Origin of the sequence: Metabacillus bambusae (assembly GCF_017497975.1) — a bacterium.
GTDB lineage: Bacteria > Bacillota > Bacilli > Bacillales > Bacillaceae > Metabacillus > Metabacillus bambusae.
This window is the reverse complement of record NZ_JAGDEL010000018.1, coordinates 79,478-99,629: the sequence shown is the minus strand read 5'-3', so window position 1 is coordinate 99,629 and position 20,152 is coordinate 79,478. Positions and strand designations below refer to the sequence as shown.

At 37.1% G+C, this 20,152-nt stretch carries 16 protein-coding genes; all 16 read left to right on the top strand.

Annotated features, from left to right (window positions below):
• The first annotated feature begins 118 nt into the window (after nt 1–118).
• The 16 genes from I7822_RS20445 (at nt 119) to I7822_RS20370 (ending at nt 20,022) form a co-directional block, all read left to right on the top strand.
• Complete coding sequence (locus I7822_RS20445; RefSeq protein WP_207980921.1) at nt 119–3,298, top strand: efflux RND transporter permease subunit; 3,180 nt, start codon at nt 119–121, stop codon at nt 3,296–3,298.
• 297 nt (nt 3,299–3,595) lie between these two features.
• Nucleotides 3,596–4,219, top strand: a complete 624-nt coding sequence (locus I7822_RS20440; protein WP_207980920.1) for a DUF47 domain-containing protein — start codon at nt 3,596–3,598, stop codon at nt 4,217–4,219.
• Nucleotides 4,220–4,419: 200 nt separating this feature from the next.
• Nucleotides 4,420–5,181, top strand: coding sequence for a DeoR/GlpR family DNA-binding transcription regulator (locus I7822_RS20435; RefSeq protein ID WP_207980919.1), 762 nt, complete (start codon nt 4,420–4,422; stop codon nt 5,179–5,181).
• 553 nt (nt 5,182–5,734) lie between these two features.
• A complete protein-coding gene (locus I7822_RS20430) occupies nt 5,735–6,706 on the top strand; it encodes an ABC transporter substrate-binding protein (protein ID WP_207980918.1) in 972 nt (323 codons plus the stop codon).
• A gap of 63 nt (nt 6,707–6,769) precedes the next feature.
• The gene (locus I7822_RS20425; protein ID WP_243459579.1) at nt 6,770–8,326 is read left to right on the top strand and encodes a sugar ABC transporter ATP-binding protein; all 1,557 of its coding nucleotides are present in this window, start codon (nt 6,770–6,772) and stop codon (nt 8,324–8,326) included.
• A 6-nt stretch (nt 8,327–8,332) separates the two neighbouring features.
• The gene (locus I7822_RS20420; RefSeq protein ID WP_207980917.1) at nt 8,333–9,319 is read left to right on the top strand and encodes an ABC transporter permease; all 987 of its coding nucleotides are present in this window, start codon (nt 8,333–8,335) and stop codon (nt 9,317–9,319) included.
• A gap of 107 nt (nt 9,320–9,426) precedes the next feature.
• On the top strand, nt 9,427–9,603 hold the full coding sequence (locus I7822_RS20415; RefSeq protein WP_207980916.1) for a hypothetical protein: 177 nt from the start codon (nt 9,427–9,429) through the stop codon (nt 9,601–9,603).
• A gap of 126 nt (nt 9,604–9,729) precedes the next feature.
• Nucleotides 9,730–11,316, top strand: coding sequence for a peptide chain release factor 3 (locus I7822_RS20410; RefSeq protein ID WP_207980915.1), 1,587 nt, complete (start codon nt 9,730–9,732; stop codon nt 11,314–11,316).
• Between the two features lie 343 nt (nt 11,317–11,659).
• On the top strand, nt 11,660–12,100 hold the full coding sequence (locus I7822_RS20405; RefSeq protein WP_207980914.1) for a GNAT family N-acetyltransferase: 441 nt from the start codon (nt 11,660–11,662) through the stop codon (nt 12,098–12,100).
• A gap of 33 nt (nt 12,101–12,133) precedes the next feature.
• A complete protein-coding gene (locus I7822_RS20400) occupies nt 12,134–12,367 on the top strand; it encodes a CsbA family protein (protein WP_207980913.1) in 234 nt (77 codons plus the stop codon).
• A gap of 363 nt (nt 12,368–12,730) precedes the next feature.
• A complete protein-coding gene (uvrB, locus tag I7822_RS20395; RefSeq protein ID WP_207980912.1) occupies nt 12,731–14,716 on the top strand; it encodes an excinuclease ABC subunit UvrB in 1,986 nt (661 codons plus the stop codon).
• Nucleotides 14,717–14,723: 7 nt separating this feature from the next.
• Nucleotides 14,724–17,597, top strand: a complete 2,874-nt coding sequence (gene uvrA, locus I7822_RS20390; RefSeq protein ID WP_207980911.1) for an excinuclease ABC subunit UvrA — start codon at nt 14,724–14,726, stop codon at nt 17,595–17,597.
• Between the two features lie 320 nt (nt 17,598–17,917).
• Nucleotides 17,918–18,241, top strand: coding sequence for a magnetosome magnetite crystal formation protein family (locus I7822_RS20385; RefSeq protein WP_207980910.1), 324 nt, complete (start codon nt 17,918–17,920; stop codon nt 18,239–18,241).
• A 122-nt stretch (nt 18,242–18,363) separates the two neighbouring features.
• Nucleotides 18,364–19,449, top strand: coding sequence for a DUF4097 family beta strand repeat-containing protein (locus tag I7822_RS20380; protein ID WP_207980909.1), 1,086 nt, complete (start codon nt 18,364–18,366; stop codon nt 19,447–19,449).
• Between the two features lie 11 nt (nt 19,450–19,460).
• A complete protein-coding gene (locus I7822_RS20375; RefSeq protein WP_207980908.1) occupies nt 19,461–19,658 on the top strand; it encodes a PspC domain-containing protein in 198 nt (65 codons plus the stop codon).
• Between the two features lies 1 nt (nt 19,659).
• On the top strand, nt 19,660–20,022 hold the full coding sequence (locus I7822_RS20370) for a phage holin family protein (RefSeq protein WP_207980907.1): 363 nt from the start codon (nt 19,660–19,662) through the stop codon (nt 20,020–20,022).
• Nucleotides 20,023–20,152: the final 130 nt, after the last annotated feature.

Here is a 20,152-nt window from a genome sequence, read left to right as displayed (position 1 = left end):
TTACAAAAAATTAATGTCTGATAATTTCCAGAAGCGTTGACTATGACCAGTTGGTCATTTATATTATTAGATATTGTGACCCGTTGGTCAATTGATAATCAATATATTGGGGGATAACATGAATAGCATAATTAATTTTGTCTTAAGAAACAAGTTTGCTGTATGGCTATTAACGATTATTATCACTGTAGCCGGACTGTATTCGGGGTTAAATATGAAGCTGGAAACGATACCTAATATTAACACTCCTATAATATCAGTTACAACAGTGTATCCGGGAGCAACACCTAAAGAGGTTGCGGATAACGTATCAGTACCAATTGAGCAAGTCGTTCAAAATCTTAATGGAGTTAATGTGGTAAGCTCAAACTCCTTGCAAAATGCATCATCCATTCAAGTAGAATATGGATTTGAAAAGAATATGGATGAAGCAGAAGATGAATTAAATGAAGCTTTAGCGGATATTGAATTACCAGAAGGTGCTAATGAGCCTGAAGTTTCACGACTTAGCTTAAATGCCTTTCCTATCCTAGCATTAAGTATTGCAAATGATGAGCAATCACTAGCTGAGCTTACGACGATCGTTGAAGACCGCATCCTTCCTGCATTAAAAGGAGTTGACGGGGTATCTTCTGTTCAAATATCAGGTCAGCAAGTAGAGGAAGTAGAATTTATCTTCAATGATGAAAAAATGCAGGAGTATGGCCTTAATGAGGAAACTGTTCAAAACCTTATTAAAGGAGCTGACGTTAATTTTCCGCTGGGCCTATACACATTAGATGATACAGAGAAATCAGTTGTAGTAGATGGTAATATTACGAGCTTAGAAGATCTGAAAAATCTAGAAATACCTGTTTCACCAGCAACTCAAGGAGCTGGGCAAGCTACAATGGGGGAACAAGTTCCAAGTATGACTGGTCAGTCAAATGTAGGGAATGATGCTGCTGGTCAGGAGCAAGCTTCTCCAGCAGCACAAGCAATTGAGCTACCAACAGTAAAGCTTTCTGAGATTGCTGAAATTAATTTAGTTGGTAAAGCAGAATCCATTTCGAGAACAAATGGGAAAGAAGCAATTGGTATCCAAATTGTAAAAGCAACAGATGCGAATACAGTAGATGTAGCAAAAGAAGTGGGAGCAGAATTATCTGAGTTTGAGGATGAAATAAAAGGCTTAGATATTGTGTATACACTTGATCAAGCTACTCCAATTGAAGAGTCTGTTAGCACAATGTTAAGTAAAGCATTGTTTGGTGCACTCTTCGCCGTAGTGATTATTCTCATCTTTTTAAGAGATATTAAATCAACATTGATTTCAATCATCTCAATTCCGTTATCATTGTTAATAGCGGTTATCCTGTTAAATCAAATGGATATTACACTAAACATGATGACATTAGGAGCAATGACTGTAGCTATTGGCCGTGTCGTTGATGACTCCATTGTTGTAATCGAAAATATCTATCGAAGAATGTCTCTTAAAGGAGAGGTTCTTAAAGGAAAAGCTTTGGTACGTGAAGCAACGAAGGAAATGTTCATGCCGATTATGTCCTCAACAGTCGTGACGATTGCAGTATTCCTGCCATTAGCACTTGTTAAAGGAATGATTGGTGAATTATTCTTACCTTTTGCCTTAACGATCGTATTTTCACTTTTAGCATCATTGTTAGTTGCTATTACAATTGTTCCAATGATGGCACACAGTTTATTTAAGAAAAGCCTTTACGGAGAAAGCAAGAAGATTAAGCATGATGAACATAAACCAGGTAAATTCACTGGAGTGTATCGCAGTATTTTAAATTGGACATTAAACCATAAAGTAATTACGTCATCGATTGCTATTTTAATGTTAGTTGGTAGTCTGTTCCTTGTTCCAATTATTGGGGTGAGTTTCATATCATCTGAAGAAGAAAAAATGATGATGGTTACGTATAAACCTGAACCAGGTGAAACGAGAGAACAGGCCGAAAAACAGACAGAAATTGCCGAAAGCTTCTTTATGGATCGAGAAAATGTAAAAACTGTCCAATATTCATTAGGAAGTGAAAATCCTATGAATCCTGGTGATACAAATAGTGCGATCTTTTTCGTTGAATATGAGGATGATACGGAAAACTTTACTGAAGAGAAAGAAAAGGTAATGGAAGACTTAAAGGCTACTGCAACGGGTGGAGGAGAGTGGGCTTCACAAGATTTCACTTCGACTGGAGCAAGTAATGCCATTACGATGTATGTATATGGAAACAACATGGAAGACATCGAGCCAATTGTAAATGAAGTACAAGAAATCATGGAGAGCAATGATTCATTAAAGAATGTCGAATCAAGTATGTCAGAAACGTATGATGAATATACGTTTGTTGCAAATCATGAAGAGTTAAGCAAGCTTGGATTATCTGCCGCACAAATTGGCATGGAGCTAAGTCCAACTAGAGAACGTCCTGTTTTAACAAAGGTTGAAAAGGATGGAGAAGAATTAAATGTTTATCTTCAAGTAGAAGAGGAAGAATATAGCACAATAGATGACCTAACAGATAAAACGATTCAATCACCACTTGGAAAAGAAGTGAAGATTGGCGATGTTGTTGAGGTGAAAGAAGGCGAAACCTCTAATACGGTCACAAGACGTGATGGGAAAATCTATGTTCAAGTTTCCGGAGAAATTAAGACAGATGATGTAGCTAAAGTATCAGCAGATGTTCAAGCTGAGGTTAAGGATATCGATGTTCCGTCCTCAATTGAAATTAACATGGGTGGAGTAACCGAAGATATTCAAGAATCGTTTACACAGCTAGGTTTAGCAATGTTAGCAGCAATCGCGATCGTGTATTTCATTCTAGTTATTACATTTGGCGGAGGTTTGGCACCTTTTGCGATTCTGTTCTCGTTACCGTTCACGGTCATTGGTGCATTAGTTGGACTGTTAATTGCAGGGGAAACGTTAAGTGTAAATGCGATGATTGGTGCATTAATGCTTATCGGTATCGTTGTAACGAATGCCATTGTACTAATTGACCGAGTAATCCATAAAGAGAAAGAAGGACTTAGTACGCGTGAGGCATTATTAGAAGCCGGAACTACTCGTCTCCGTCCAATTCTAATGACAGCAATTGCTACAATCGGTGCATTAATTCCTTTAGCATTAGGTCTTGAAGGAAGTGGGATTATTTCGAAGGGACTTGGTGTAACTGTTATTGGTGGTCTTACAAGCTCTACACTTTTAACGCTTGTCATGGTGCCAATTGTTTATGAGTTATTGAGTAAGCTTCGTCGTAAAAAATCATTAGTTGAAGAAGAATAAGAATGTAGGGTCTGGTTTTCGTTAGCCAGATCTTTTTTATATTAGAAAAAGTAATCGTTTTCATGTGCAATTATTCATACTTCATGTTATTATATTTCTTCATAACAATGACATGGTGTATTGTAAACTTTTTGTAAATATTTCGACAAAATCTATCAAAACTCGTCAAAATTATATATAATTCGTTAAGAATGTGAATTGAATTTTAGTTACTATACGTAAAACTAAGGTTTTTTCCATTTCTTGCAAGAAGCAACGTTTTTCTAATTTTTTTGGTTTCAATGGGGGAAAAGGATTATGTTTTTTTCAAGGGGTAAGAAGGATAAATTTTCAAGCTTACTATTACAAATGACAGATAACTTACAAAGTGCAACAACGTTTTTTTTGGCACAAGATATTTCAAGTAATCAAGGACTACAGCTCTTATTAAAAACAATAAAAGAGTATGAAGTTAATGGAGATAAATATGTAGAAACAATTACGAAAGAATTAAGCCATACCTATATTACTTCAATTGAGCGAGAAGATCTCTTACAATTAGCGGTATACTTGGACGATGTATTAGATGGGATGGAGCATACTGCTGGTCTATTAGAAATGTATTCTGTTACAAAAACTACAGAGCATATGAAGAAATTTTCTCAAAAAATTCATGACTGCTCAATTGAAATCTCAAGTGCTGTCAATCTTTTATCAAGGAAAAAGCTACTTTCCATCACACCGTATTCTTTAAAAATCAAGGAACTAGAGTCAGATACGAATAATCTTTTGAGAATGTCGATTAAAAATTTATTTGCAACCATGAAAGACCCAATTATGATCATTCAATACAAAGAAATATACGAATCTCTTGAAGATATAGTGAATGATTGCTGTAAATTTGCCAAAACACTTGATACGATCATCATGAAAAATGCATAAGTACAATCCTTTTTAAGGCAGTTAATCACTGCTTTTTTTTATGGGCAATTTTAGAGGATTCTGTTTAGCTAAGAAAAATGAAATTCGAGAAATTCCTTCTATCTTTTGAAGAACCTCTTATTTGCCATAGGCTGATTTTTACGAATTTCTATACTATACTAAACTAAAAAGATAACTAACATGTGTTTGGGGGAGTTTTTTTGCTTATAACTGAGCGTCATCGTTTGATATTAGAGCTATTAAAAGAAAAAGAAAATGTGAAGATTCATGATTTAGTAGAGTTAACAAAGAGCTCAGAATCCACTTTGAGGCGTGACTTGGATCAATTAGAAAAGCAGAACTATTTAAAACGCGTACATGGCGGTGCTTCACTGTTACAAAGAAAACGTGAAGAACCAAGCATGGTTGAAAAATCAACTCAAAATTTAAAAGAAAAAAACATGATAGCAAAATATGCAGCTAAGCTAATTGAAGATGGAGACTGTGTATACCTAGATGCAGGGACAACAACCTACCAAATGATCCAGTATTTAGAAGGAAAGAACATTGTTGTGGTTACAAATGGGATTGACCATTTGGATGCATTATTAGAAAAGGATATAAATACATATATCATCGGAGGAAGTGTAAAAAAAGTAACAAGAGCGATGATTGGCAGCAATGCATACGAAAGTATTCAAAATTATCGTTTTGATAAATGCTTTATTGGAACAAATGCAATCCACTATGAACTAGGCTTTACTACTCCTGATCCTGAAGAAGCACAACTGAAAGCAAAGGCTATCGCCCTCTCTCGTGAACCGTTTATCCTTACAGATCATACGAAATTTGGAGAAGTATCTTTTTCTAAATTTGCTGATCTACATCAAGCTAAAATTATTACAAATGAAGAGGAGTCAATAATCCTGGACAAGTATAAGGAGAAAGTGGAAATATACAATGTAGCTTTTGAAAATACATAAATCGTTTAAATTTGGAGCTGGCTCATCTGTCTTCTGATAGACAGAAGGGGGTTAAAGCTCTTTTTATTTTGCCTTCATTATTCAACTTTTCCGAAAAAAAAATTTCTTTTTACATAGTTAATATCACAAAATTAAATATGTTGAAAAATTGTTTTTTCAGAATTTGAAGAATGAATGCTCAAAAATTCTTAATAAAGCACAGGTTTTGTACTAGTAGTAAAAGCTGAAATTTAATATTCTTAAATAATTTACTTAAATTTCCTAATATGTTGACAATTGTAAATGAGCATAATATAATCAAAATCAATCAAAAGCAGTCAATAGTCAGCGAGAATAACTTTAAATCAGCCAATAATAATCAAGTTAGTTCATTTAGTGGAAAGTATTGTAAGCGTTACTGAAAACTCAAGGCCATTTTAAATTGAATCATAATTGAACAATTTAAGGAGGTGATATAGTTATAGTTTTGTAAGCGTTAACAAAAAAGAATACCAATGTTGTAGTTCGTTAAAAAACGGTATTATAATTTATTAATTTTCTAGGGGGCACACAAATGAAAAAGAATGTAAAAACCTTATTAGTGCTAGTGTCAATAATTGTAATGGCCTTAATGTCAGCATGTAGTAGTGCAAGTGAAACTTCAAACGAAGGCACCGGGGAGGCAAAAAGTGACGATCAGTTAAAAATCGGCTTAACAGTAGGTACTTTAGCAAATCCATTTTTCGTTGCAATGGGAAAAGGTGCAGAGGAAGCAGGGAAGGAATTAGGTGCTGAGGTTCTTGTTGAAAGCGCTGAATATGATCTTGCAAAACAAACCTCGCAAATTGAAGACTTTATTACGAAAGAGGTAGATGTCATTTTATTAAATGCTGTTGATACAAAGGGGATTGCTGCCGCTGTTCAACAAGCAAAGGGAGCGGGAATACCAGTCATCGCAGTTGATACAAATGCTGAAGGTGGCGTTGATGCAACAGTAACTTCAGATAACTACCAAGCTGGTAAACTTGCAGGTGAATATGTTGTTGAACAATTAAATGGAAAAGGCGACATTGTCATTATTGATGGACCTCCAGTTTCTGCCGTTGCCGACCGTATTCAAGGATTTGAGGATGTCATTAAAGATTCTGGAATTAAAGTAGTTGCGAAGCAAAATGGTGAGGGGAACCGTGAAAAAGCATTAACTGTTATGGAAAGTATTTTACAAGCGAATCCTTCTGGATCAATTGACGCTGTTTTTGCAATTAATGACCCTGAAGCAATCGGGGTAGAAATTGCTCAAGAGCAAGCCGGACGTAAAGATGAGTTTTTCGTGGTAGGTGTCGATGGTGCTCCCGAAGCTGCTGATGCAATGGCAAAGGAAGGAAGCTCGATCATGGCGACTTCAGCTCAATCACCTAGCGAAATGGTGAAAAAGGCAGTTGAAATTGGCATGAAAGTGAAAAATGGGGAAGACGTTGAAGAGCTTATTAAAGTACCTGTCGAGCTTGTCACTCAGGATACATTAGAATCTTATCAGGGGTGGTAAGCCTTTAAATCAAAGGGACAGTCCCCTGTGGGGACAGTCCCTAACAAGGGGTGTGATTAATATATGGCTATTAAAGAAAAGGTAATAAAAAAACAACACTCGCTAAAAATGCCGGTACTGAACATGGAGGGGATAAGTAAAACATTCTCAGGAGTAAAGGTATTAAACAATGTGAAAATGGAGCTTTACCCAGGTGAAGTACACGCATTAATGGGTGAGAACGGTGCTGGGAAATCAACGTTTATGAAAATTCTTGCAGGGATCTATACGCCTGATCATGATGGTGGGACCATCTATTTAAAAGGTCAACCTATCTCTTGGAAGGATCCTGTTGATGCAAGGAATAGAGGAATAAGTGTGATCCACCAGGAGTTAAATCTCTCTCCTAATCTAACAATTAGTGAAAATATCTTAATGGGTTCAACTTTTCCGAGAAACCGACTAGGAATGGTCAAATGGGATGAGGTACATGAACGTGCACAAACGGTATTAGATTCGATGGGTTCTAATCTAAATCCTCGTCAACTCGTTTCAACCTTAAGTGTTGCACAACAACAAATGGTCGAGATCGCACGAGCGTTATCCTTTAAGGCAGAGGTTCTAATTATGGATGAACCAACAGCTTCACTAACAGATAAAGAGATTTCGAAGCTGTTTCAAATTATTGCCGATTTAAAAAAACAAGGAGTTGCAATCGTATATATTTCTCATAGGATGGACGAAATTTTTAAGATTTCTAATCGATACACTGTATTACGAGATGGTGAATGGATTTCAAGCGGACCGATTGAAGAGACAAATCCCGAACACCTCGTAAAGCTAATGGTAGGTCGTGATTTAAAAGATTTATTTAATCGAACGAAGGCATCAAGGGCACCACTCTCTTATGGAGCTACCCCAGTTCTTGAGCTGAAAAATGTTTCTGACAATACCATAGTAAAGGATGTCTCGTTCAAAATTTATCCTGGTGAAATTGTTGGTTTAGCAGGACTTGTAGGTGCAGGTAGAACAGAGCTGGTTAGGGCGCTATTTGGTGTATCGGCATTGAAAAATGGAGAAATATATGTTGACGGAAAGCTTGTAAACATAAAATCACCAATTGATGCGATGGCAAATGGGATTGCCCATGTTCCTGAAAGTCGGAAGGAACAAGGTTTATTCTTGTCGATGTCAGTAAAGGAAAATCTTTTAATGGCCGAATTGAAAAAGCATTCCAAGTCAGGAATTGTTAATTGGAAACAGGTTAATGCTAGTGCCGACCAGTTTATCCAAGAACTAAATATTAAAATTGCCTCTCCCGAACAGCAGGTCTCAAACCTAAGCGGTGGTAATCAACAAAAAGTAGTCATCGCTAAATGGTTATCCATTTCACCAAAGGTTTTACTCCTTGATGAACCAACTCGGGGTGTTGATATTGGTGCAAAGACTGAAATCCACAAAATTGTCTCAAAGCTTGCAGATGAAGGTTTAGCCGTATTAATGATTTCTTCTGAGCTACCAGAAGTTCTAGGGGTTAGCGATCGAATCCTTGTCATGTGCGAAGGAAGATTAACAGGAGAACTTTCAAGAGAAGAAGCTACACAGGAAAAAATTATGCACTTAGCTACTAGAGGGGAGTAAAGAAAAATGAGGGTAAATACTCAAACAGCTTCACCGTCTCAAAGCATTCAGATAGGCCAAACCCTTCATGGTTTATGGAATCGTCTAGGCATGATTATGATTCTATTATTATTATGTGTTGTCCTTTCGTTCACAGCACCAAACTTTTTAGATACAGCCAATATGTTAAATGTTCTAAAGCAGGTTTCGATTATTGCGATATTAGCAGCAGGAATGACGATTGTTATTTTAACAGGTGGAATTGATTTATCAGTTGGTTCCACAGTTGCCTTATCTGGTGTTATCTCTGTTATGGTTTCTGCTGCAGGAGTCAACCCAATTATTGCGATGTTATCGGGTGCAGGGGTAGGTTATGCAGTAGGACTTATTAATGGCTTTTTTACAGCAAAAACGAAGCTACCTTCATTTATCGTTACATTAGGGAGCTTTACATATGTTCGTGGCCTTGCTTATGTCATAAGTGGAGGTTATCCAATTGTATTGCAAGATGAAACCTTTAAATTTATTGGTGGCGGAGCTATTTTAGGAGTACCTACTCCGATCTATATCATGCTTCTTGTCTATGGTGTGATGTTTTTTGTTCTGAAATATACAATGTTTGGTCGTCATATTTATGCAATTGGTGGAAACGAAGAAGCTGCGCGCTTAACAGGAATCAAGGTTGAAAAATCATTAATAAATGTTTATTCCATTAGTGGCTTATTAGCTGGTTTAGGTGGGGTTGTATTAGCAGGAAGGTTGTATTCTGGGCAGCCAACTGCAGGACAAATGTATGAATTAGATGCCATTGCTGCGGTTATTTTAGGTGGAACAAGCTTAACTGGAGGAAAAGGTAGAATTCAAGGAACAATTATAGGGGTTTTAATCATGGGTGTGATTAGTAATGGGTTAACACTTATGGATGTTAATTATTATTGGCAATTAGTTGTAAAAGGCGGAGTGATTGTAGCAGCAGTGTTATTAGATCGTTTAAGAGGTAGTAGTGCTGCGTAAATTTCACTTCATTATCAAGAAATAAATATGCCCCGATCAAAAACTTTTATGCATGTTTTTAGCGCGAAAACATATATATGGGTACAAGGATGATTGGGGGAAAAGATATGAATGAAATCTTATTTTTAATTGTCGCGCTTTTACTTTTAAGCCTTATTACAGGATTGAGAATGCTTATCCATGTATGGGGGAGAAAATATCGCTACAAAAGTTCATGGGATATGCTCTACTCTGATAGAGATCCTATCAGTGATCATAAAAGAAAAAAAGGGTATGAAAGATGAAAAACAGGGGCGAGCTCCTGTTTTTTTCTATGTAAAAGGCTCGATTATCCATTTACATAGAAATTGTTCTTTCCTTATCTTTGTAGTATATTTGAAACACGAATTTATTTAAAAGAGGTATTGCTAATGAGCTTACAACAGGAAATAAATAAACGACGTACGTTTGCTATCATCTCTCACCCTGATGCTGGTAAAACCACGTTAACAGAAAAGTTATTATTTTTTGGTCAGATTATTCGTTCTACTGGGACAGTAAAAGGAAAGAAAACTGGTAAATATGCTGCATCTGACTGGATGGAAATTGAGAAAAAACGTGGAATTTCTGTTACATCAAGTGTAATGAGCTTTCCATATCATGAGTTTCATGTAAATATTTTGGATACACCTGGACATGAAGATTTCAGTGAGGACACGTATCGTACATTAACAGCGGTTGATAGTGTTGTCATGATTATTGATTCAACAAAGGGTGTTGAGCCGCAAACGATTAAGCTTTTTAAGGTTTGTCGTATGAGAGGCATTCCGATCTTTACGTTTATCAATAAGTTAGATCGTGAAGGAAGAGAGCCATTAGAGCTTCTTTCAGAAATAGAAGAAGTACTTGGGATCGAGTCATACCCAATGAATTGGCCGGTTGGTAGCGGAAAACGATTTTTAGGAATTTACGACCGTTTTAATGATCAATTTGTCCGTTTTAAAGGTGATGAGGAAGAGGAAGTTTTCCCTATAAGTGAAATTGCCAACCATGGATTAGAGGATGAACCTGTTTATCAAGACACATTAGGTGAAATCGAACTTCTTGAAGAGGCTGGAAATGAGTTTACACCTGAGCGTGTTCAAAAAGGTGAGCTTACACCTGTCTTTTTTGGTAGTGCTTTAGCTAACTTTGGTGTGCAAACCTTTTTTGATACATTCCTACAATTTGCTGCACAGCCACAGCCACGTAAAACAGACCAGGGCTTGGTAGAACCAGAAAAGGATCAATTTTCAGGCTATATCTTCAAGATTCAAGCGAATATGAACCCAGCTCACCGTGATCGTATTGCTTTTTTCCGTGTGTGTTCAGGAAAGTTTGAGCGTGGAATGAGTGTAAACCTGAGTCGAACAAATAAAACGATTAAGCTGAACCAAACTCAAGCTTTCATGGCAAAAGACCGTGATACGGTAGATGAAGCCTACCCTGGAGATATCATTGGAATTTATGATCCAAATATTTATCAAATCGGGGATACATTAATAGAAGGAAAAGGGCAGTATCATTATGAAGAGCTCCCACAATTTCCACCAGAACTATTTAAACGAGTTCAAGCGAAAAACGTCATGAAATCGAAGCAATTCAGAAAAGGAATCGAACAGCTTGTTCAAGAAGGTGCCATTCAGTTATTTAGACAGGAACTGAATGATTCAATGATACTTGGTGCAGTTGGTCAGCTTCAATTTGAAGTGTTTGAATACAGGATGAAGGCTGAATACAATGTCGATATCGAGTTCACATCACTTGGAGAACGAATTCCTCGTTGGATTAAAAGCGAAAAGTTTGAAAAACGTTTCTTTGATTCAAGAAGCATGCTAGTCCGCGACCGTTTTGGTGCGTATGCCGTTCTTTTTGAAAATGAATTTACACTAAGATACTTCTTAGAAAATCAAAAGGAAATTGAGTTAGTCGATCTTTTAGAAGAAAATGACTACCAAGGTGTCACATCACAAAAATAATGTTTATGGCTAATTCCTCGGAGTTAGCCTTTTTAATTTAGGTTTTTTTTCGTAGACATTGTTGCTATTTATCAAGAGCGATGTGGTTGATTGCAGCGAGAGTTGCTCGCTTTCCGCGGGGCGGGCGGTGAGCCCCCTCGGCGTAAACACCTGCATAGTCTCACCTGTCCCGCTGCACCCGCAGGAGTCTCACAATCAGTTCCAATCAACCTAAACAGTTTTCGTTTTAAATGTAACAATCAAATTAGAAAAGAGCCTTTATTTAATAGGCTTTTTAAAATAGAACATGGTATGATTATTTGTGAAATCATACATCGTTTTAATCAGAATCGAGGGATGCTAGTTGGATATTTTTCGAGCTGCTTTGAAAGAGGTAGATCATGTGTCAACCTTATTTAATGAGTACAGAATCTTTTATGGCAAGCAAGCTGATATTGAAGGAGCAAAGACCTTTATTGAAGAACGTATTAAATTTAATGAATCCGTTATTTTTCTAGCAATGGATGGAGAAAGACCAATGGGGTTTGTTCAACTGTATCCAATTTTCACATCAGTAGGTATGAAACGTAAATGGCTTCTTAATGATTTATTCGTAGTCGAAACATATCGTCGCCAAGGTGTTGGTAAAGCATTAATGATTCAGGCAAAAGAGTTTGCTTTAGAAACAAAAGCTGCCGGAATTCTTTTAGAAACAACAAAGGATAATACAAAGGCTCAAGCTCTTTATGAACAGTTAGGCTATGTGAAAGAGGATGCTGTATTTTTCTATAACCTTGCTCTGTAGCATCTAAACTATTTTTTGAATAGGAGATCAATAATGGTTTTAAAAGTAATATTAGCGTTATTTCTTCCGTTTTTACTTGTTATCCTCTTTACACGAGTGTGCTATAACCACTATGTTGGTACATCCTTAACAGCGGCTCTACTTATAGCTTCATATGTAAGAGGATTTACAGACGATCCGCTTATCATTGCATTGGACATTATCTCACTTGTCGCAGGATATCTCTATGCGCGAAAAATGAAAGCAGAGTTATTAAGGAAGAAATAGGTTTGAGTATTGTCAAAAGTAGATATACTAATTTGAAAAGGGAGCTACCTGGTGGTGCTCTTTTTTCTTTGGGTGAAGGTAAAGGATTAGTTGCAAAATTATTGAGCTAAGTTGCAAAATTATTGAGCTAAGTTGCAAAAAAAGAGCTGAAGTTGCAAATATAATATGAAAAGTTGCAAAAATATCATAAAAGTTACAAAAATAACATGAAAAGTTGCAAGATCAAATTAACGATCAATACCGATTTTAAGAATATATTTCATACTAAATAAAAAATACGAACTATAGTTCGTATTTTTAGTGATTTTCCATATAAATGTGGTAAACTATTACTATTGAATCTTTCTGAATGGAGGCTTTTGCGTGAGCGAGCAATTTGAATTAGTCTCGAAATACAAGCCACAGGGTGATCAGCCTAAGGCGATCCAGTCATTAGTCGATGGAATTCAGCAAGGAAAAAAACATCAAACATTGCTAGGTGCAACTGGAACAGGTAAAACCTTTACTGTTTCAAATCTTATAAAAGAAGTAAATAAACCCACATTGGTTATTGCCCATAACAAAACATTAGCGGGGCAGCTATATAGTGAGTTTAAAGATTTTTTCCCAAACAATGCTGTTGAGTATTTTGTTAGTTACTACGATTATTATCAGCCTGAGGCATATGTTCCACAAACCGATACATTTATTGAAAAAGATGCAAGTATTAATGATGAAATCGATAAGCTTCGTCACTCAGCTACATCGTCTTTATTTGAGCGTAATGATGTTATCATCATTGCCAGTGTTTCGTGTATCTATGGTCTCGGTTCTCCAGAGGAATATAAGGAGCTTGTTGTTTCTTTAAGAACAGGCATGGAAGTTGAAAGAAATCAGTTATTAAGAAAATTAGTTGATGTTCAATATGAACGCAATGATATAGATTTCCGTAGAGGTACCTTTCGGGTTCGCGGAGATGTTGTTGAGATCTTCCCGGTTTCTCGAGATGAGCAATGTATTCGCGTTGAGTTCTTTGGTGATGAAATAGACCGGATTCGTGAGGTCGATGCATTAACAGGTGAGATTTTAGGAGAGCGTGAGCATGTTGCGATTTTCCCTGCATCCCACTTCGTAACAAGAGAAGAAAAGATGGAGAAGGCAATCGTCAATATTGAGGCAGAGCTTGAGACACGTTTAGCAGAAATGCGCGAAAACGGCAAGCTTCTTGAGGCACAGCGTCTTGAGCAGCGAACAAGATATGATCTAGAGATGATGAGAGAAATGGGCTTTTGCTCAGGGATTGAGAACTATTCACGTCATTTAACACTTCGTCCAGCAGGCTCAACACCTTATACCTTGCTTGACTTCTTTCCCGATGATTTCTTAATTGTCATCGATGAATCACATGTTACATTACCGCAAATCAGGGGTATGTTTAATGGTGACCAGGCTCGTAAGCAAGTATTGGTTGACCACGGCTTTCGCTTGCCGTCAGCTATGGATAACCGTCCACTTCGCTTTGAGGAATTTGAAAAGCATATTGAAAACATTGTATTTGTTTCAGCAACACCTGGTCCTTATGAAATGGAACATACTCCAGAAATGATCGAGCAAATTATTCGACCAACAGGTCTTTTAGATCCAACCATTGATGTCCGTCCGATTGAAGGACAAATAGATGATCTAATTGATGAAATCCATGCTAGAGTAGCAAAAAATGAACGTGTACTTATCACAACTTTAACGAAAAAAATGTCTGAAGACCTAACGAACTATTTAAAGGAAATTGGGATAAAGATAAATTATCTGCATTCAGAAATTAAAACTTTAGAGCGGATTGAAATAATAAGAGAGCTTAGACTTGGTAAATATGATGTTCTTGTTGGAATTAACTTGTTAAGAGAAGGGCTAGATATTCCAGAGGTATCATTAGTCGCAATCTTAGACGCTGATAAAGAAGGATTTTTACGATCAGAGCGTTCCCTTATCCAAACAATTGGTCGTGCGGCACGAAATGCAGCAGGTCATGTTATTATGTACGCAGATAAGATAACGAATTCAATGGAATTGGCATTAAATGAAACGAAACGACGCCGTGAAATTCAACAGGCATACAACGAAAAACATGGAATAACACCACAAACGATTCAAAAAGATATTCGTGAAGTAATTCGTGCAACAGTTGCTGCAGAAGAGCAGGAAGAGTATGAAACATCGATCACGAAGAAACTGACAAAAATGACGAAAAAAGAACGAGACAAGGTCATTTCAGAAATGGAAAACGAAATGAAGGAAGCGGCAAAGGCGTTAAACTTTGAACGTGCTGCTGAATTGCGTGATTTAATTTTAGAGCTTAAAGCGGAAGGATGAAACAATTATGGCAATGGAACATATCGTTGTGAAGGGAGCACGTGCTCACAACTTAAAAAATGTAGATGTCACCATTCCGCGTGATAAGCTTGTTGTATTAACTGGTTTATCAGGTTCAGGTAAATCTTCTTTGGCCTTTGACACCATTTATGCAGAGGGACAAAGACGTTATGTTGAATCCTTATCAGCATATGCGCGCCAATTCCTGGGACAAATGGATAAACCTGATGTAGATGCGATCGAAGGACTGTCACCTGCGATTTCCATCGATCAAAAGACAACGAGTCGAAATCCACGTTCTACAGTTGGAACGGTAACGGAAATCTATGATTATTTACGTCTATTATTTGCAAGAGTTGGTCGACCAACATGTCCAATCCATGGAATTGAAATCTCTTCGCAAACGATTGAACAGATGGTTGATCGGATACTAGATTATCCTGAACGAACAAAGCTTCAAGTACTTGCACCGATTGTTTCTGGTAGAAAAGGGACACATGCTAAGGTATTTGAAGACATTAAAAGACAAGGCTATGTCCGTGTTCGTGTTGATGGTGAAATGCAGGAGCTATCTGATGAAATTGAATTAGAGAAAAATAAAAAACATTCGATTGAAGTTGTGATCGACCGTATTGTCGTCAAAGAAGGTGTTGCATCCCGTTTAGCAGACTCCCTTGAATCAGCATTACGACTGGGTGAAGGGAAAGTTATTATTGATGTGATGGGTGAAGAAGAGCTACTTTTCAGTGAGCACCATGCTTGTCCACAATGTGGCTTCTCGATTGGAGAACTAGAACCAAGAATGTTTTCATTTAACAGTCCATTTGGTGCTTGTCCTGAATGTGACGGACTTGGAACAAAGCTTGAAGTTGACTTGGATCTAATTATTCCGAATAAAGATCTTTCACTTCATCAGCATGCAATTGCACCATGGGAGCCGACTAGCTCACAATATTACCCACAATTGCTTGAGGCAGTATGTAATCATTATGGAATTGATTTGGATAGTCCAGTTAAAGACATTCCAAAGCACTTGCTGGATAAAATTCTGTTTGGCAGTGACGGAGAAGAAATATATTTCCGTTATGAAAATGATTTTGGGCAAATTAGAGAGAACTATATTCAATTTGAAGGTGTTGTTCGAAATGTTGAACGACGTTTTAAAGAAACGAGCTCAGACTATATCCGTGAGCAAATGGAAAAGTATATGGGCCAGCAAAATTGCCCTTCTTGTAAAGGATATCGTTTAAAGAAAGAAACGCTCGCTGTTTTAATAGATGGAAATCACATCGGTGAGATTACGAAGCTATCTGTACAGGATTCCCTTACCTTTTTCGAACACGTTTCGTTATCTGAAAAGGAAAGAACCATTGCGAACCTCATCTTAAAAGAAATTAGTGAGCGCTTAGGGTTTTTAAATAATGTTGGACTCGATTATTTAACCTTGAATCGCGCAGCCGGTACTTTATCTGGTGGAGAGGCTCAGCGGATTCGGCTTGCCACGCAAATTGGCTCACGCTTAACAGGTGTTTTGTACATACTTGATGAGCCATCAATTGGCTTGCATCAACGTGATAATGATCGCCTCATCGGAACCATGCAAAATATGCGTGATATTGGTAACACGCTAATTGTTGTTGAACATGATGAAGATACGATGCTTGCTGCCGATTATTTAATTGATATTGGTCCAGGAGCAGGAATTCATGGGGGACAAATTATTTCAGCAGGTACACCAGAAGAGGTTATGAATGATGCTAACTCGTTAACTGGTCAATACTTATTAGGCAAAAAGTTTATCCCATTACCGTATGAACGCAGGAAGCATGATGGACGATATATAGAAATCAAAGGTGCCAAGGAAAACAATCTTAAAAACGTAAGTGTAAAGTTCCCTCTTGGTACATTTATTGCTGTAACAGGTGTATCAGGATCTGGAAAAAGTACATTAGTCAATGAAATCCTTCATAAATCACTTGCACAAAAGCTTCATCATGCAAAAGCAAAGCCTGGTGAGCATAAAGAGGTAAAAGGAATTGAACACTTAGAAAAGGTGATTGATATTGATCAGTCTCCAATTGGTCGTACACCAAGATCAAATCCTGCGACATATACTGGTGTGTTTGATGATATCCGCGATGTGTTTGCAACAACAAACGAAGCAAAGGTACGTGGATATAAAAAAGGCCGCTTTAGCTTTAATGTGAAGGGTGGACGATGTGAGGCTTGCCGCGGAGATGGAATCATTAAAATTGAAATGCACTTTCTTCCAGATGTGTATGTTCCTTGTGAGGTATGTCATGGCAAACGCTACAATCGTGAAACCCTTGAAGTTACCTATAAAGGGAAAAACATTTCAGACATTCTTGAAATGACAGTAGAAAATGCTGTGGAATTCTTTGAAAACATCCCGAAGATTAAACGTAAGCTTCAAACCATCTTTGATGTAGGCTTAGGCTATATCACACTAGGACAACCAGCAACAACACTATCCGGTGGTGAAGCACAACGGGTAAAGCTAGCTTCAGAATTACACAGACGCTCAACAGGCCGTTCCTTATATATTCTTGACGAACCAACAACAGGACTACATGTAGATGACATTGCTCGTCTTTTGAAGGTCTTACAAAGACTAGTAGAAAACGGTGATACTGTATTAGTCATTGAACATAATCTAGACGTCATTAAAGCAGCAGACTATCTCGCTGATTTAGGTCCAGAAGGTGGAGACAAAGGCGGACAAATCGTTGGTGTTGGAACACCAGAAGATATTATGAACAATGAGAAGTCGTACACTGGAAAATATTTAAAACCAGTAATTGAACGTGATCGCGAACGAATGAAAAAGTTAATTAAAGAGAAAGAGGAAATTGCACAGTAAAAAGTAGATTTCCTTAGGCATCCGGTTAGAGAGAGCATCGAAGTGAACAATCGATGCTCTTTTTTTTGCTTAGGAAATTATCAAATTCTTGTACTGTGGATAAGCGCTTGGCATCTAGTTCCAGCGCCTAGCCCCTCTTGGGTCTACAGCCACTTAAGAATTGAAGGTAAAGAACACCTTCTATTCTTTAGCGTTTATTTGCCCAAGGCTGTTCAAGGCGCTTGCGCTTTTGTTCTGTTTTTTACAACAAACCAAAAAAATAAAATAGTGAAACCTCTCCAACTTTCATACGTATTAAAGATAAGGAGAGTGAAAAGAAATTGGATAAAACGAATAAAGTGCTAGCATCATTGAACTATTTTAGTGTGTTTTTTGCACCGTTTCTTTTGCCGATTGCGATCTATTTTATTGTCGACCACAGTGAAGTAAAGCAGCATTCTAAGAAGGCGCTTATTTCTCATATTGTTCCCTTTTTATCGGTGCTGGGCGTGATAGGGATGATTGTGTTTAGTGGTTTTTCTAATCTTTCTGAAACAGCCTTTTTAACTGTATTCTTCGGAGGTTTTCTTGTTGTTGGGTTAATTAATCTGATTGTTTTTATTTGGAACATTGTTAAAGGAATTAAACTTTTATCAGGAATATAAACTTTTTTAGAATGCCTGACTCGCAATCCGTTCCAATCAACCTGAAATAGTTTTTTGTATTAAAAGCAACAATCTCTTAGAAAAAAGCCTTTAGAAAACGTTAAATTTGGGGAGGAAATACGATGAAAGAACAAAGAATACGTATTTTAAAACTTGTTGAAGATGGAAAGCTATCTGCGGACGAAGCATTGTCTTTAATTGAAGCTCTAGATCGTGATGAACAATTAAAAGAAGAAAAGATAACGGCATTATCAACAGAAGTCATTGATTATAAGCATGAAGACAATGCTAAACAACCCCATGAAAAACAATCATCATTAGGTACGAAATTAATGGATTGGGTTGATACAGCGGTGAAAAGGGTAAAAGAGCTCGATCTTGATTTGAATTTTGGGAAATCTATTGATATCCATCATATCTTTCAATTTCAAGGTTCATCGTTTCATGACATCGATATTAATTTTCCAAATGGTAGTGTAAATATCCAACCATGGAATGAGCAGGATATTCGAGTCGAATGTGATGCGAAAGTATACCGTGCGGAGAATACGGAGCAAGCGCGAGAAAGTTTCTTATCTGAAGTTGAATGTACATTAGAGGGGAATCGTCTTATTCTTCATTCAGATAAAAAGACAATGAAAATCAATATCGTATTGTATGTTCCAGAACAAGCATATGATCAAATAAAGATAAAGCTGTTTAATGGTCCAATAAGAGGGGAAGATTTAAATGTAGACACTATCAAGGCGAAGACTGCTAATGGTGTACTATCATTCTCTTCTATTAATGGTAAGCATGGTGAGTTTGAAACGGCAAATGGGCAAATTAAGCTTTCAAATTCTATGTATGAGAAGGTAGAAGTAGAATCGATCACTGGAATCATTCAGTTCAATGGATCAGCTGGGAAAATTGATGCACAAAGCTTTAATGGCAACCTTCAATTAACACTAGCAGATATGGCATGTGAAGCACTCTATGCAAAAACGACAACTGGGAATATTGAAATAAATGTCCCAGAGGAAAGTAAAGTCATAGGTGAGTTTAAATCCAACCTTGGGGCACTATCAGCACAATTAAAGGATATAGACATATCACTTGAGAAGAATGAAACGATTCAAAAGGAATTAAGGTTCAGAACAGCACAGGAGACAAAGCTTTCTATGTTTGCTGATTCGAAAACTGGATCAATTTTGACTAAAAATACGTAAGGGTGAAGAGTATGAATAAATTACATCGATCTCGCTCAGATCGAAAGCTTTCTGGTGTACTTGGAGGCTTGTCAGATTATTTGGGTATTGATGCTTCAATATTAAGGATATTATTTGTCATATTGCTAATACCTACTGGGTTTTTCCCATTAGGTATTATCTATATTGCGTGGATATTCCTTGTACCAGAAGAATCGGACATTATGTAATATGATGAGATGGCTAGTTAGCATTCTTGTGAATGCAGTCATATTAATTGTCGTTTCTGGCTACTTTGATTCTTTTTACTTAAGTGGGATCGGAGCGGCTTTGGGGGCAAGCTTCATCTTATCGGTTTTAAATATACTTGTTAAGCCGTTTCTCATTCTGCTTACACTGCCTGTAACAGTTGTTACTTTAGGATTATTTCTTTTTGTCATTAATGCTGTCACTTTGATGATTACGGAAGGATTAATGGGGGACGCCTTTAATATCGATGGATTCGGCACAGCCATACTTGCAGCCGTTGTTATTTCACTGCTCCATCTGATGATTCAGAAGGCGATCATTGAGCCGCTGCAAAAAAATAAATAAACGTTTGTTTAAATTTGAGTAGAGAGTCTGTCTCGCTCTTTTTTTAAGGCTCTTTTCCAAGAGATTGCTGCTTTAAAACGAAAACTATTTCAGGTTGATTGGAGCGGAATCAACCACCGCATTACTTGGT

Bases quoted from the DNA above. Each gene is read 5' to 3' on its own strand.
- I7822_RS20420 (WP_207980917.1), top strand. From the start codon at position 8,333: ATGAGGGTAAATACTCAAACAGCTTCACCGTCTCAAAGCATTCAGATA.
- I7822_RS20410 (WP_207980915.1), top strand. From the start codon at position 9,730: ATGAGCTTACAACAGGAAATAAATAAACGACGTACGTTTGCTATCATC.
- I7822_RS20400 (WP_207980913.1), top strand. From the start codon at position 12,134: ATGGTTTTAAAAGTAATATTAGCGTTATTTCTTCCGTTTTTACTTGTT.
- uvrA (WP_207980911.1), top strand. From the start codon at position 14,724: ATGGCAATGGAACATATCGTTGTGAAGGGAGCACGTGCTCACAACTTA.
- I7822_RS20425 (WP_243459579.1), top strand. From the start codon at position 6,770: ATGGCTATTAAAGAAAAGGTAATAAAAAAACAACACTCGCTAAAAATG.
- I7822_RS20380 (WP_207980909.1), top strand. From the start codon at position 18,364: ATGAAAGAACAAAGAATACGTATTTTAAAACTTGTTGAAGATGGAAAG.
- I7822_RS20370 (WP_207980907.1), top strand. From the start codon at position 19,660: ATGATGAGATGGCTAGTTAGCATTCTTGTGAATGCAGTCATATTAATT.
- I7822_RS20375 (WP_207980908.1), top strand. From the start codon at position 19,461: ATGAATAAATTACATCGATCTCGCTCAGATCGAAAGCTTTCTGGTGTA.
- I7822_RS20440 (WP_207980920.1), top strand. From the start codon at position 3,596: ATGTTTTTTTCAAGGGGTAAGAAGGATAAATTTTCAAGCTTACTATTA.
- I7822_RS20430 (WP_207980918.1), top strand. From the start codon at position 5,735: ATGAAAAAGAATGTAAAAACCTTATTAGTGCTAGTGTCAATAATTGTA.
- I7822_RS20415 (WP_207980916.1), top strand. From the start codon at position 9,427: ATGAATGAAATCTTATTTTTAATTGTCGCGCTTTTACTTTTAAGCCTT.
- I7822_RS20445 (WP_207980921.1), top strand. From the start codon at position 119: ATGAATAGCATAATTAATTTTGTCTTAAGAAACAAGTTTGCTGTATGG.